This window comes from Sphaerisporangium dianthi (assembly GCF_042654065.1).
Classification (GTDB): Bacteria; Actinomycetota; Actinomycetes; order Streptosporangiales; family Streptosporangiaceae; genus Sphaerisporangium; species Sphaerisporangium dianthi.
Window position 1 is genome coordinate 343,385 of sequence record NZ_JBHSFP010000005.1, and the last position, 13,946, is coordinate 357,330.

The 13,946-nt window shown below is 72.2% G+C and carries 13 protein-coding genes; 4 read left to right on the forward strand and 9 right to left on the reverse strand.

Annotation, left to right across the window (positions count from 1 at the left end):
- Positions 1–72: 72 nt before the first annotated feature.
- Positions 73–2,034, reverse strand: a complete 1,962-nt coding sequence (locus ACFO60_RS11185) for a glycosyl hydrolase family 18 protein (RefSeq protein WP_380839849.1) — start codon at positions 2,032–2,034, stop codon at positions 73–75.
- A gap of 537 nt (positions 2,035–2,571) precedes the next feature.
- Here ACFO60_RS11185 and fsxC point away from each other — a divergent pair.
- The 3 genes from fsxC to ACFO60_RS11200 all read left to right on the forward strand — a co-directional run bounded on the left by fsxC (position 2,572) and on the right by ACFO60_RS11200 (position 5,008).
- Complete coding sequence (gene fsxC / locus ACFO60_RS11190) at positions 2,572–3,006, forward strand: FxsC protein (protein WP_380839850.1); 435 nt, start codon at positions 2,572–2,574, stop codon at positions 3,004–3,006.
- Between the two features lie 69 nt (positions 3,007–3,075).
- Positions 3,076–3,858 carry a maleylpyruvate isomerase family mycothiol-dependent enzyme gene (locus ACFO60_RS11195; RefSeq protein WP_380839852.1) on the forward strand — a complete coding sequence of 261 codons (783 nt, stop codon included), beginning with the start codon at positions 3,076–3,078 and terminating at the stop codon, positions 3,856–3,858.
- Positions 3,859–4,180: 322 nt separating this feature from the next.
- Positions 4,181–5,008, forward strand: a complete 828-nt coding sequence (locus ACFO60_RS11200) for an alpha/beta fold hydrolase (protein ID WP_380839854.1) — start codon at positions 4,181–4,183, stop codon at positions 5,006–5,008.
- 134 nt (positions 5,009–5,142) lie between these two features.
- Here the strand turns inward: ACFO60_RS11200 and rbsD are convergent, their stop codons facing one another.
- The 6 genes from rbsD to ACFO60_RS11230 all read right to left on the reverse strand — a co-directional run bounded on the left by rbsD (position 5,143) and on the right by ACFO60_RS11230 (position 11,315).
- Complete coding sequence (rbsD, locus tag ACFO60_RS11205) at positions 5,143–5,532, reverse strand: D-ribose pyranase (RefSeq protein WP_380839855.1); 390 nt, start codon at positions 5,530–5,532, stop codon at positions 5,143–5,145.
- A gap of 46 nt (positions 5,533–5,578) precedes the next feature.
- Complete coding sequence (locus tag ACFO60_RS11210) at positions 5,579–6,625, reverse strand: ribokinase (protein ID WP_380839857.1); 1,047 nt, start codon at positions 6,623–6,625, stop codon at positions 5,579–5,581.
- A 6-nt stretch (positions 6,626–6,631) separates the two neighbouring features.
- Complete coding sequence (locus tag ACFO60_RS11215; protein WP_380839860.1) at positions 6,632–7,585, reverse strand: D-ribose ABC transporter substrate-binding protein; 954 nt, start codon at positions 7,583–7,585, stop codon at positions 6,632–6,634.
- Positions 7,586–7,661: 76 nt separating this feature from the next.
- The gene (locus ACFO60_RS11220) at positions 7,662–8,630 is read right to left on the reverse strand and encodes an ABC transporter permease (RefSeq protein ID WP_380839862.1); all 969 of its coding nucleotides are present in this window, start codon (positions 8,628–8,630) and stop codon (positions 7,662–7,664) included.
- A complete protein-coding gene (locus ACFO60_RS11225) occupies positions 8,614–10,230 on the reverse strand; it encodes an ATP-binding cassette domain-containing protein (protein WP_380839863.1) in 1,617 nt (538 codons plus the stop codon). Before ACFO60_RS11225 ends, ACFO60_RS11220 begins: the two co-directional genes overlap by 17 nt.
- Positions 10,227–11,315: a LacI family DNA-binding transcriptional regulator gene (locus tag ACFO60_RS11230; protein ID WP_380839865.1), complete on the reverse strand. Its 1,089-nt coding sequence runs from the start codon at positions 11,313–11,315 to the stop codon at positions 10,227–10,229. Before ACFO60_RS11230 ends, ACFO60_RS11225 begins: the two co-directional genes overlap by 4 nt.
- 182 nt (positions 11,316–11,497) lie before the next feature.
- Between ACFO60_RS11230 and ACFO60_RS11235 the strand changes: the two genes are divergently transcribed.
- Entirely contained in the window at positions 11,498–11,692 is a 195-nt protein-coding gene (locus ACFO60_RS11235; protein ID WP_380839867.1) for a hypothetical protein, read from the forward strand.
- 125 nt (positions 11,693–11,817) lie between these two features.
- On the opposite strand, the gene ACFO60_RS11240 is transcribed toward ACFO60_RS11235, so the two are convergent.
- Together ACFO60_RS11240 and ACFO60_RS11245 are read right to left on the reverse strand one after the other, a co-directional pair.
- Positions 11,818–12,918, reverse strand: a complete 1,101-nt coding sequence (locus ACFO60_RS11240) for a M20 family metallopeptidase (protein ID WP_380839868.1) — start codon at positions 12,916–12,918, stop codon at positions 11,818–11,820.
- Between the two features lie 88 nt (positions 12,919–13,006).
- On the reverse strand, positions 13,007–13,900 hold the full coding sequence (locus tag ACFO60_RS11245; RefSeq protein WP_380839871.1) for a hypothetical protein: 894 nt from the start codon (positions 13,898–13,900) through the stop codon (positions 13,007–13,009).
- Between the last annotated feature and the right edge of the window lie 46 nt (positions 13,901–13,946).

The window sequence follows — 13,946 nt, forward strand, 5'->3', positions numbered from 1 at the left end:
CACGATGGCGGCGCGGCCGGCGCTGGTGAGCAGGGCGCCGTCCGGCGCCCTGCTCACCAGCCGTGATCGGGCTCAGCCCAGCCCGTTGCGCATCGCGGTGATCAGCTCGCCGCTGGTGGTGTCACCGCTGAGCTCCCAGAAGAACGAGCCGGCCAGACCCTGATTCTTGGAGTAGCTCATCTTCCCCGAGATGGTGCCCGGGGTGTCGTAGCTCCACCACTGGCCGCCGCAGTAGGCGTAGGCCGTGCCCCCGACGGTGCCGGTCGCCGGGCACCTGGTCTTCAGCACCTTGTAGTCCTCGATGCCCGCCTCGTAGGTGCCCGGGGCCGCACCGGTCGCGGTGCCGCCCGGGGCGCTCTGCGTGACCCCGGCCCAGCCCCGGCCGTAGAAGCCGATGCCGAGCAGCAGCTTGCTCGACGGCACGCCCTTGCTCTTGAGCTTCTGGATGGCCGCGTCGGAGTAGAAGCCCGCCTGCGGGATGCCGCTGTAGGAGGTCAGCGGCGAGTGCGGCGCGGTCGGGCCCTGGGCGGCGAAGGCGCCGAAGTAGTCGTAGGTCATGACGTTGTACCAGTCGATGTACTGGGCCGCGCCGCCGTAGTCGGCCGCGTCGATCTTGCCGCCGGAGGTGCCGTCCGCGGTGATCGCGGCGGTCACGAGGTAGCTGGACCCGAAGCGCGAGCGCAGCGCCGACATCAGGTTCCTGAACGCCGCCGAGCCACTGCTGTCGCAGCTCAGGCCGCAGGCGTTCGGGTACTCCCAGTCGATGTCGATGCCGTCGAACACGTCGGCCCAGCGCGGGTCCTCGACCAGGCTGTAGCAGGAGTTGGCGAAGGCGGCCGGGTTGGCGGCGGCCTGGCCGAAGCCGCCGGACCAGGTCCAGCCGCCGAAGGACCAGAGCACCTTCAGGCCGGGGTGCTTGGCCTTGAGCTTGCGCAGCTGGTTGAAGTTGCCGCGCAGCGCGCCGGTGTCCCAGGTGTCGGCCACGCCGTCGACGCTCTCGGCGGCGCTGTAGAAGCGGTCATAGGCGGCATAGCCGTCGCCCATGACGCACTGACCGTTGGTGACGTTGCCGAAGGCGTAGTTGATGTGGGTCAGCTTGGACCCCGACCCGCTGGTCTCGATGTTCTTGACGTGGTAGTTGCGCTGGTAGACGCCCCAGTCGGTGAAGTAGCCCAGCAGCTTGCCCCCGCCGCCGCTCCCGCCCGGCTGGGTGGTGGCGCTGATCTGGTTGCTCGCGGCCGACAGGTTGCCGGCGGCGTCGCGCGCCCGGACGGTGTAGGTGTAGGCCGTGGAGGCCGCCAGGCCGGAGTCGGTGTGGCTCGTCCCGGACACGGTGGTGACCAGCGTGCCGCCCCGGTAGACGTTGTAGCCGGTGACGCCGACGTTGTCGGTGGAGGCGTTCCAGGCGAGCGAGACGCTGGAGGAGGTGGTTCCGGTGGACCTGAGGCTGCCGGGAGTGCTCGGCGCGGTGGTGTCGCCGCCGCCGGTCGACGTGGTGACGTTCAGCGTGTTGCTCGCGGCCGACAGGTTGCCCGCGGCGTCGCGCGCCTTGACCGTGTAGGCGTACGCGGTGCCGGCGGTCAGCCCGAAGTCGGTGTGGCTCGTCCCGGACACGGTGGTGACCAGCGTGCCGCCTCGGTAGACGTTGTAGCCGGTGACGCCGACGTTGTCGGTGGAGGCGTTCCAGGCGAGCGAGACGCTGGAGGAGGTGGTTCCGGTGGACCTGAGGCTGCCGGGGGTGCTCGGCGCGCTGGTGTCGCCGCCGCCGGTCACCGGCGTCCACAGGGCGGGCACGATCGGCGGCTCCCAGCCGACCAGCGAGGTGTGGCTCTGCACGCAGCGGTAGTCGACGCCCTGGTAGGTGACCACGGTTCCCACGGTGTAGGCCGTGTTGGGCGCCCACGCGGCGGCCATGGCGGCGCGGCTCGCGACGGTTACCGTGGCGGACGCGCTCGTCCCGAACGCGACCGCCGTTCCGAGCGGGAGGATCATCGCCCCCACGGCTAGCAAGACCTTGGCGAACTTGTATCTCATAGGTGCTCCACGTCCATCGGGCGGATGCGAGTCGGGGGGTCGTTCAGGACGTACGTACGGCGGCGGCGCGCGGCCGGGAACCCGGCGGACGATCGCGCCTGCCGCGCGCCAGGCGTTCACGGCGGCGGTACGGAGCAGGTGAGAGGAGTGGCGGGGACCGCGGCATGGCGGCGACCTTCCTCGGCATCACAACGAAACTCTTAGGAAGCTTTCCTTATAATTAGCAGCGAACCTACCCCCCGTTGACTCCCCCGTCAATGTCTTGTCACCCCCGTTTCGACTGGGCCGCGCTGTCGCGACCCTGACTGGTGGATTCGATGCGTGACCCGCGAGCCGGCCGTGACACCAGGCGCGGCCGGCCCGGTCGCGGGTCGTCGCGCGGGCGTGCGGATGGGGTGATGTGACATGCCCTTCCGGGAGTCACACGGAGCCGGCCCCCGGGCCCCCGTATTTCTATCTGAGCTACGAACCGACTCCGAGACGAGATACGGCCCCGACGACACCGGCGACCCCGACCAATGGGTCAAGTCGTTCTTCGTGACACTGTCCTCGACGGTCGCGGGGGCGATGGGACTCACGGACGCGGACGTCGGATACATGGAGGCTGAGCGTCCGCGGTCCGGATGGTCGCCCGGTGCCACTGCCCACGCCCCTGCCCAAGATGCCGACCGCCGCCGGGCCGGTGAAGCTGGACGCTTCGGTGATTACTACGGCGACGAGGACGCCGAGTGGAACCCGTACCATCCGCACAGCACGGCGTCGCTGGCGGAGTACGCCGCCGAACTGGTGCGCGATCTGGAGTACGCGCCCGAAATCCTCACGCTGCGCGACAGCGTGGAGGAGGTGTTCGGCCCGCTGTCGCCCGCGGGGCCGGCCGTGCTCATCGTGGACCCCTGGGCGGCGGACGACGCGCGACTGAGACTGCGAGGACCTCACGGACCGGCGGATCCGATGAAGCGGGGGCCGAGATGACCGGCCGGTCGAAGGTCAGGTCGTTCCGGCTCTCGGATCCGGGACGATGGCGGTCTACGCTCACAGGTCATGAGCGGGCTTAGCGAAGGTCTCTGGACGCACGAGGAGTACTGTTCGGCGCTGGAGGAGGAGGTGCGGCGGTTCGCGGGGGTTGTGGAGGGGGTCGACCCGGAGACGCCGGTGACCACCTGTCCCGGGTGGGTGGTCGCGAAACTGCTCAAGCATGTCGGGATCATCTATCGGTGGGCGGAGCACATCGTCCGCGAGCGGGCCGAGAAGCCCGTAGCGTTCCGTGAGGTGCCGGTGGCGCTCCCGGAGGACGCCGCCGGGTACCCCGTCTGGCTGGCGGAGGGCGGGGAGGCCCTGGTGGCGACGCTGCGTGCCGCGGGGGGCGAGGCGCCCGTGTGGTCGTGGGGGGCCGAGCGGAACGCGGGGTTCTGGGCGCGGCGCATGCTCCACGAGTCCACGGTGCATCGGGCGGACGCCGAGATCACGCTCGGGCGCGAGCCGCGCATCGAGGTCCCGGTCGCCGTGGACGGAGTCGAGGAAGCCCTGGACAACCTGCTGGCGGCCGAGAGGTTCGCCGAGGGGTTCGCCGAGCTGTCCAGGGGCGGCGAGCGGCTGCACTTCCATGCGACGGACGCCGGCGAGGCGGGCGAGTGGACGGTGACGCTGGCGTCCGGCGGCTTCACGTGGGAGCGCGGGCACGGCAAGGGCGACGTGGCCGTGCGGGCGACCGCGGCCGACCTGCTGCTCATGCTCTACGGCCGCCGCGAGCCGGTCGGCGAGCGGTACGAGGTGTTCGGCGACCGGGCCCTGCTGGACGCCTGGCGGGCCAAGACGAAGTTTTGATCGTCTTTCGCTCGTCGCCTTTCCGGTCTTCCCGGACCGCCGAGCCGTGCTGCCTGCCGGGCTCGCCGCGCCGTTCTGCCTGCCGAGCCCGGTGTGCCGTCGCGCCTTCAGGTCCGCCGGTCTTCTCGTGTCGTCCCTCGATGTCTTCGCGCCGTGGCCGAGGGCTCTCGGCCGTCGGGTCATAACAGGGCGGTGTTCACGGAGTTCAGTGCGGTGCTCGTTTGGGAGAGCGGTGCTCTTGACGGAGTGAGGTTCGTCGCGGTTCACTGGTCTCAGGTGAGAGCGGTGCTCTCGCTCGTGGGCGGGTGAAAGGGGACGCGGCATGGCGACCAGGTATCTGGAGGCGGCGGGCGGGCGCATCGCGTACGAGGTGACGGGGCCGCCCGAGGGGCGGGGGGTGGTCCTCGTGCACGGCATGGGGGACACGCGGGCGAGCTTTCGCTTCCTGGCGCGGAGCCTCGCTGAGGAGGGGTACCGGGTGGCGGCCATGGACGTGCGCGGATACGGCGAGTCGAGCACCGGATGGCCGAACCATGACGTGGCGCCGATCGGGGAGGACGTGCTCGCGCTCGCCCGCGAACTCGGCGGCCCGGTCACCGTGGTGGCCCATTCGATCGGCTGCGCGTCGGCGGTGTGGGCGGCCGTGCGCGAGCCCGCTCTGGTCACCGAACTGGTGCTGATCGGCTCGTTCTCCGGGGACACGCCGATCAAGCCGTGGATGAGGGCGGCGTCACGCGCCGTGGGGCGCAGCGCGTACCTGTGGGGGGTGTTCCTGCGCTCGTGTTACCCGTCCGCCCGGCCGGCCGATTTCGACGCCTATGTGCGCGCCGTGAAGGCCAACCTGCGCGAGCCGGGACGACGGGCCGCGCTGCGCGCCCAGATCGAGGTCTCGCTGTCCGGCGTCGCGACCCCGTACGCGGAGGTGCGGTGCCCGGCGCTGGTCGTCATGGGCACGAGGGACCGGGACTTCGCCGACCCGGCCGCCGAGGCGCGGGCGATCGCCGGCAGGCTCGGCGGCCCGGCCGAGGTGCTGCTCGTCGAGGGGGCGGGCCACTACCCGCACGCCGAGATGCCGCAGGTCACGGCCGCGGCGATCGTCGGCGCGCTGGCTCACGGCCCAGAGACGCGCGACCGGGAGGTATGTCACTGACCCCAGGGCGTGGCCCTGAGGGGGTAGACCGGGAGGTATGTCACTGACCCCGAGGCGTGGCCCTGAGGGGTGACCGGGGGTGTGACCTTGAGGCGCGTGATCGCGAGGGGCGTGGTCCGGAGGTGGGGCGGTGGTCAGAAGGCGACGCCGCAGCGGAGGATGACGTTGGCGTAGGGGTGGGCCTCGCCGGTGCGGACGATGAGCTTGCAGGCGCCGGTCAGGTGTTTGAGCCGCTCGTGCGGCACGTACGACAGGCGGGGGAGCCGTTCCTCCAGCAGGGCGGCGCAGCCGGGGTTGGCCGGCCGGACCTCCTCGGCGGCGACGGCGCCCTCGACCACGATCTCGGCCAGGAGGCCGTCCAGCACGTCGGCGAACGACGGGATTCCCGGTAGGAAGGCCAGGTCCACGACGATCGCGCCGGGCGGCAGGGGCATCCCACTGTCGCAGATCAGCACCTGGTCGGTATGCCCGAGCCGTGCGATGGCGCCGGCGAGGTCGGCGTTGAGTATGCCCGCGCGCTTCACGATCCCCCCACCTCCGCGTGGGCGGCGTTGAGTATGCCCGCGTGCTTCACGATCCCTCCACCTCCGCGAGGGTCGGGTACGAGCTCTGGGCGCCGGCCCTGCGCACCGTCGCGGCGCCGACCCGCACCGCGAACGCCGCGGCGGCGGCCAGGCCGTCGCCGCGCGCGAGCCGCCAGGCCAGCGCGCCGGTGAACCCGTCACCGGCTCCTGTTGTGTCCACCACCTCGACGCGCTGGCTCGGGATCGCGGTGACGCCCGAGGCGTCGGCGACGACGGCGCCGTCCGCACCCAGGGTGATCACCACCGACCGCGGGCCGAGGCCGAGCAGTTCCCTTGCCTGGACCGCCGGCGGCGACGTCCTGCCGAGGACCATCGCGGCCTCGTGCTCGTTCACCACGAGCGGGTCGCACAGGGCCAGCAGCTCGTCGGGCACCGGAGCCGGCGGCGAGAGGTTGAACACGACGCGACGCGCGGCCCGCGCCGCCGCGAGCACCGTGGGCAGCGGCGACTCCAGCTGGAGGGAGACGACGGGGGCCGAGCGGAGCAGCTCGCCGGCGTCGGCCACGTCCTGCTCGCTCAGCCGCGCGTTGGCGCCGGGGGAGACGATGATGCTGTTGTCGCCCTCCGGCCCGACGGAGATCATCGCGACGCCGGTGGGCGCGGGGGTCTCATGGAGGTGGCCGAGGCCGACGCGGTCGCGTTCGAGCGACTCGCGCAGCAGCCGGCCGTGCGCGTCGGTGCCGACCCGGCCGAGCAGCGACACGCGCGCGCCGAGGCGGGCGGCGGCCACGGCCTGGTTGGCGCCCTTGCCGCCCGGATAGGTGGCCAGGTCCGAGCCGAGGACGGTCTCGCCCGCGCCCGGGCGTCGGTCGACGCGGACCACCAGGTCCGCGTTGACCGAGCCCACGACCACCACGTCACACGGCCACGGCAGCGCTCCGCCGCCCTGGTCGCCGCCGCCCTGGTCGCCGCCGGCCTGCTCGCCGCCGGCCGCCGCGGCGGGCTCGTCCGGGCTCGGCCCGGGACCGGTGGCGGCGTGGGGGCCGCCGGTCTCGTCCGCGGACCGGTCCGCGTTCACTTCATCGATGCCCATGGCGGTTCAGGAGCCCGTGAACTCGGAGATGTTCTCCTTGGTCGCGACCTTCACCGGCACGTCCAGCGTGGCCTGGAGCTTCTCGCCGTTCGCGGCCTTGACGGCGTTCTGGACGGCCTGCTGGCCGAGCAGGACGGGCTGCTGGGCGACGCTGGCGGCCAGCGTGCCGTCCTGGATCGCCTTCACCCCGTCGGGGGTGCCGTCGAAGCCGACGACCTTGACGTTCTTGCCGGCCTTCGCGCCGAGCGCCTTGACGGCGCCGAGGGCCATCTCGTCGTTCTCGGCGAAGACGCCGGTGATGTCCGGGTGGGACTGCAGAAGGTTCGTCATGACGTCCAGCCCCTTGGTCCGGTCGAAGTCGGCCGGCTGCTGGGCGACGACCTGGATCCCAGGGTAGGCCTTGATGCCGTCGGTGAAACCCTGTCCGCGATCGCGGGAGGCGGAGGTGCCGGCGACGCCCTGCAGGACGGCGACCTTGCCCTTCTCGCCGAGCTGCTTGGCCAGCTCCTCGGCCGCGAGCTTGCCGCCGGCCACGTTGTCGGAGGCGACGGTCTGCGCCACCTGGGCGTTGTTGACTCCGCGGTCGACGGCGACGACCGGGACGCTGGAGCGTTCGGCGACCTTCACGGCGGGCGCGGCCGCGTCGGAGTCCACCGGGTTGAGGATGATCACCTTCATGCTCTGGCCGGCGAAGTTCTGCACCTGGTTGACCTGCTGGGACGCGTCGTTCTGCGCGTCGGTGACGGTCAGCGTCGCGCCGAGCTTCTTGGCCTCCGCCTCGGCCCCCTTGCGCAGCTGCACGAAGTAGGGATTGTTGAGCGTGGAGATCGACATCCCGATCTTCACGTCCGCGCTCGATCCTCCGGAGCCGCTGGAGCCGCCGGAGGGGGCGCCGGAGCCGCAGGCGGTCAGGCCGAGGGTGAGCGCCGCACCGGCCAGGACAAGGGCGGGGATTCGCATGATGGTCTACCTCGTTGGTCTAGCGATGATCTTCGGTGGTTCGGGGACGTGACGGTGGTGGGCGTTTCCGCCGGGTCTAGGCGGAGCCGCGGCGGCGGAGCGTGTCGACCAGGACCGCGAGCGCGATCACCACGCCGATCACGACCTGCTGCCAGAACGCCGAGACGGACAGAAGGTTCAGGCCGTTGCGCAGCACGGCCAGGATCAGCGCGCCGACGAGGGTGCCGAGCGCCCGGCCCTTGCCGCCGGACAGGCTCGCCCCGCCGATGACGACGGCGGCGATGGCGTCCAGCTCGTACCCCGAGGCGGCCTGGGGCTGCGCCGAGGCCAGGCGGCTGGCCAGGACGATGCCGGCGATCGCGGCGAACGCCCCTGACAGGGCGTAGGTCACGAGCTTCTGCCGGTCGACCTTGATGCCCGACAGGCGGGCGGCCTCCTCGTTGCCGCCGATGGCGTACATCGCGCGTCCGGCGTAGGTCCGATTCAGGACGACCGCGGTGATCACCCCCATCAGCGCCATGACCAGCACCGGCACGGGCAGGTACCCGCCGACCGTGTCGCCGAGGTGGGAGACCGCGTCAGGCATCGCGATCGGGCTGCCCTGCGAGACGACCAGCGCCAGCCCGCGGGCGACGCCGAGCATGGCCAGCGTGGCGATGAACGGCGGCAGCTTGCCGTAGGAGATCAGCGCGGCGTTGACCAGCCCGCAGGCCAGGCCCACGACCAGCGCGATCAGCGTGGCCAGCGGCCAGGGCAGGCCCGCGGACGTGGCCGTCCAGGCCAGCACGATCGCCGAGAGCGCGGCCACCGCGCCGACGGACAGATCGATGCCGCCGGTGATGATGACGAAGGTGCCGCCGAACGCGAGGATCGCGGTGACGGCCGCCTGCACGCCCACGTTGAGCAGGTTCGTCACGGTCAGGAAGTCGCCCGACAGCAGCGACAGCGCCACCGCGAGGACGACCAGCGCGGCCAGGGGGCCGTTCTCGGCGAGCAGGTTGCGCACCGCCGGTGGCCTGCTGAGCACGTTAGTGGACACGAGCATCCTCCACCTCGGTGACGGCCAGGGCCATCACCGAGTCCTGTGTCGCTTCGGCCGCGTCGAGTTCGCCGACGAGCCTGCCTCTGGCCATGACCAGCACGCGGTCGCTCATTCCGAGGATCTCCGGCAGGTCGCTGGAGATCATGAGCACCGCGTGTCCTGAGGCGGTGAGCGAATTGATCAACTGGTAGATCTCGACCTTGGCGCCGACGTCGATGCCGCGCGTGGGCTCGTCCAGGATGAGCACGCGGGCGTCGGCGAGCAGCCACTTGCCGATCACGATCTTCTGCTGGTTGCCGCCCGACAGCGTGCGCACCTGCTGACCGAGGTGGCTCATCCGCACGCCGAGCCGCGCCGCCACCCCGCCGGCCGCGGTCCGCTGCCCGGCCCGGTCGACGAAACCGCCGCGCGTGGCGCGGCGGAGGGTGACCAGGCCGAGGTTCTCCGCGATGTCGGCGCCGAGCACCAGGCCCTGGCCCTTGCGGTCCTCCGGGACCAGGCCGAGCCCGGCCTCCATCGCGGTGTGCACGTCGCCGCCGGGAAGCCGGCGGCCGTCCATCAGCACCTCGCCGGAGTCGTAGCGGTCGGCTCCGAACACCGCCCGCGCCACCTCCGTGCGGCCGGCGCCGACCAGCCCCGCGACGCCCACGACCTCGCCGGCCCGCACCTCGAAGGAGACGTCCGTGAACGCGCCGGCCCTGGTCAGGCCCTTGACCTGGAGGAGCGGTGCGCCCGGGGAGGTGGGCTCGCGCGGGTACTGCTGGTCGATGGGCCGGCCCACCATCAGGCGGACCAGCTCGTCCTGCGGCGTCGCCGCCGGCGCCTCGGCCACCGAGCGGCCGTCCCTCAGCACCGTCACCCGGTCGCCCACCTGCGCGATCTCTTCCAGGTGGTGGGTGATGAAGACCACCGCCACCCCCTGGTCGCGGAGCTGGCGGACGATGGAGAACAGCCGCTGGACCTCGGTGGTGGTCAGCACGGCGGTCGGCTCGTCCATGATCAGCACGCGGGCGTTCAGTGCCAGCGCCTTGGCGATCTCGACCATCTGCATGCGGGCGATGCCGAGGTCGGCGACCTTGGCGCGCGGGTCCACGTCGATGCCGACCCGCGCCAGCAGCCCGCGGGCCTGCTCGTGCATCCGCCTGGTGTCCACCAGGCCGAACCGGCGCGGCGGCCGCCCGAGGGCGAGGTTCTCGCCGACGGTGAGCTGAGGCACCAGGTTGAACTCCTGGTAGATGGTGGCGATGCCGAGCCGCTGCGCGTCGGCGGCCGTGCGGATCTCCACCGGCGCGCCGTCCATGAGGATGCGGCCGGAGTCGGGGTGGTAGGCGCCGGAGAGCATCTTGATCAGCGTGCTCTTGCCGGCGCCGTTCTCGCCCAGCAGGACGTGCACCTCGCCCGCGCGCAGCGCGAGGTCGACGCCGTCCAGCGCCACCACGCCGGGGAACCGCTTGCCCAGGCCCTCGACCCGGAGGACCTCCCGCCCCGCCGGGCCGCCCTCCGGACCGACCGGACCGTCCGCCGGGCCGACCGGGCCGCCGTCCGGGCCGTTCGCAGGGTCACCGGCCGGTGTGCCCGGACGGCCCCCTCGCTCGTCGCTCATGCCTTCGCCCCTTCCGCCTCGCTCGCCGGCGCACTTTCCGCCTGGCCCGCCGGGGGCCTTCCCGCCTCGTCCTCCGGCGCGTCCGCGTGCCGTCCTCCTTCGCCGCAGGACCCGCGGACGACGAGGTGGGCCGGGAGCACCACCGAGTCGGCGCGCTTTCCCCGCAGGATGTCCAGCAGCACCCGCACCGCGCGCCGGCCCAGCTCGGCCGTCGGCTGGCCGATCGCGGTGACCGGCGGATGGATGTGGCTGAACCACGGCACGTCGTCGAACGAGGCGAGCGCGATGTCGTCCGGGATCCGAAGCCCCCGCTTCCGGATCTCGTCCAGCGCGCCCAGCGCCATGAGGTTGTCGCCCAGGAAGACGACCTCGGGCGGCTCGGGAAGGTCCAGCAGCGCGGCGGTGAGCGCCTGGCCGCTGCCTGCCCGGAAGTCGCCGGCGCGGACATACTCGGGCGGCACTTCCAGGCCGGTTTCGGCAGCCGCCGCGAGGAACGCCCTGGTGCGCTCGCGTCCGGTGGACAGCGTCCCTGGCCCGGAGATGAACGCGACCCGCCGGTGGCCGAGGTCGCGCAGGTGGCCGGCCAGCTGCCTGATCGCCTCCGTCCCGTCCGCCCGCACCGAGGGGACGTCCAGGCCGGGAAGGGTCCGGTCCAGGAAGACCAGCGGCCTGCCGCCTTGCGCCACCTCCTCGATGAGCGGCGTGACCTCGGCGGTCGGGCAGATGAGCAGCCCGTCGACCCGCTGCTCCAGCAGGGTGCGCACGTAGTGGTCCTGCTGGTCGGCCCGCTCGTCGGCGTTTCCGATGACGACGGTGTATCCCGCCTCGCGCGCCTCGTCCTCGACGGCCCTCGCCAGCTCGGTGAAGAAGGGGTTGAGGATGTCGCCGATGATCAGCCCCAGCGTCCTGGTCGCCTCGGTGCGCAGTGAGCGCGCCACGGCGTTCGGAACGTAGTTCAGGGCCGCCATCGCGGCGTACACCCGGCCCCTGGTCTCCTCGGTGACGGAGGGGTTGTCGTTGAGCACGCGGGAGACCGTGGCGACGGAGACGCCCGCATGCGCGGCGACATCCTTGATACGAGCCATCGGTCCTCCATGTAATCGATTTCATGAGGGTATGTAATCGATTACATGGATGTAAACCGGCCTCCCCGTGACCTGTGTCACACCGTCCTGCCCTGCGGTCCCTCCAGGAAACGCCGGGAACGTCCGCGTTGCGGCGCAGGTGGCGGCCGGTGACAATGGATCCGGCAGTGAGGAGGTCGCCGATGGGCCAGGACGACGCGCCCGCGGAGCGATTCACCGACGAGGAGTACGCCTTCCTGCGCTTCGTCAGGTTCGGGCAGCTGCCTGAACGGGTCCTGCCGAGCGAGATGGTGGAAGAGATCAAGACCGACCTGCCGCAGGACGTGCCCGAGCGGGCCTTCGACGCCCGCCGGTGGGGCGAGGCCGGCGGCCTCTGAGCCTCCTCTTCGCCGGTGGCCTGACGCCGGTGGCCTGACGTCGGCGGTCTGACGCCGGTGGTCTGACGCCGGTGGTCTGACGTCGTCGGTCGGTGACCCGACCGCCTCTCCGGGGACCGGCCGGGTCAGTGGTCGCGGAGGAATGCCGTGAGCGCTCGGTGGTACGGCATCACCGTCGCCAGGTCGGCGTACTCGTCCGGGCCGTGCTGGCCGTCGCCGCCGATGCCGAAGATCACCGCGTCCACGCCCCGCTCATAGTAGAACCGCCCGTCGGCGGCGCCGTGCTTGCGCAGGAAGGGCCCGTCGTAGCCCTCCTCCCGCGCCGCCGCGCGCAGCGCGAGCACCTCGGGACGGTCGCGATCGGCGTGGTGCGGCGGGTCGACGTGGTCGACGACAGGGACGACGCCCGGCTCGCAGAAGCCCCGCAGATGCTCGGCGACCTCCTGCGTGGTCCTGCCGTCCAGGTCGCCGTCCTCCGGCGGGAAGCGGATGTCCAGCCACGCCTCCGCCACGGAGGGGACCTGGTTGCGGGCGGCGCCCGGTGTCTCGACCCGCGCGAGGTTCACCGTCGTGCGCCAGACCTCCTCGGTGGCGACCGGATAGCGGGCCAGCACATTGTCGACGCTGCGCATCAGCTTGACCAGGGCGTTGTCGCCGAGCCAGGGGTAGGCGCCGTGCGCGCCGCGCCCGGTGGCCCGGAGGTTCGCCACCACCATGCCCTTGGAGTCGGTCACCACGCGCAGCCGGCTCTGCTCGCCGATCACGACGAAGTCGCCGATGACGCCTTGCCGGAGCTGGTGGAGCGTGCCGTCGCGCCCGCCGACCTCCTCGTCGGTGACGAGCTGGAGCGCGACCGGGTAGGGCAGGCCGGCGGCCGACTCGCGGAACACCCACGCCATCACCAGCGCCGACACCTTCATGTCCTGGGCGCCTCTCGCGTACAGGCGGTCGCCCTCGCGGCGGGGAACGAACTGGTCCGCTGGCGCAGGGACGACGTCCAGGTGTGCGTTGAAGATGACCGGAAATCGCGGGCGCGCCGCTGAGGCGGGGTAGACCAGCGCGCTCGGCTTGCCGCCCGACTCGAACCGCTCCACCGTGAAGCCGGGCCCGGCGAAGTCGAGCACGAGGTCCAGGGCACGTCGCAGATCGGCGGGCCGGCCGGCCACCGAGGGCACCGCGAGCAACTCCTCGGCCAGGGTCACGAACCACTCGGGGACGGTCTCCATGGCACCATCGTCGCCCGCCGCCGCGCCCGATGCCAGAGTCCCGGCCCTCGAAGCGCTCGCGGTCACCGTCCCGGGCGGGTGCTCGCGGTCACCCGTCCCGGGCTTCGATGACGCGCTTCCAGCCGGGGCCGAGGGCGCCGGCGTAGGCGGCGCGTTCGTGGGCGAGCCCCGACCAGCTCTCGGGCCGCTCGGCCACCGCCAGGCAGTCGCTGCCGTGCAGCCCCCACACCTCGGCCTCCAGCCAGCACAGCCGCCGGTACTTGCCCGGCGCCGTCGCCTGCGCGCCGAAGTCCCATCCCACCGCCGACACCGGTTTGCCGCCGAACTGCCGCGCCGCCCGCTCGACGTACGCGCGCCGGGTGACCGTCTCCGGATGAAGGAAGGACAGGTCGAAGCCGTTGAGGCCGAGGCCGAAGGCGGCCAGCCCGAACAGGAACGTGGGCCGCACGCCCCTGTCCGCGCAGTACGCGGCGATCCGCCGCGCCCCGCGCAGGGTCCCGGCGTACGACAGGACGTACAGCCGCTTCAGCGGGTGCGTCTCCAGATAGCGGGCGACGGCGGCGACGATCGTGGCTCCGGAGGCGACGGTGTCGGCGACCAGCAGCGTCTCCGCCGGCGCCTCGATCTGGGCATAGGGCACCTCGACGTGCGCGGACGCGCCGGACACGGCCACGCGGGAGGTGGCGACCAGGTTCAGCGGCAGGTTGTGGCCGCGTCGCCGGAGGACGGCCTCCCCGAGCTGGTACACCAGCCCCTTGCTCAAGATGACCAGTTCGGCCGTCCGGGTGGGATCGTACTCGTCGGCCAGGTGGCCGGCGAAGTGGCCGCTGGCCTCAAGGCAGGCGCGCCGGAAGCCGGCCCCGATGAGGTTGCGGTCGAAGAGCATCCGTTCGAGAGAGTCGTTGCGCACCACGTACAGCCGGGAGGCGTTCTGCCCGGTCTCGATGAGTTCCGCGGTGCTGCCTTCCGTGTCGAGGACCACGCGGCCTCCTTCGGTCGTCCGGGGACCGGACGGCTCCGGTTCCGCG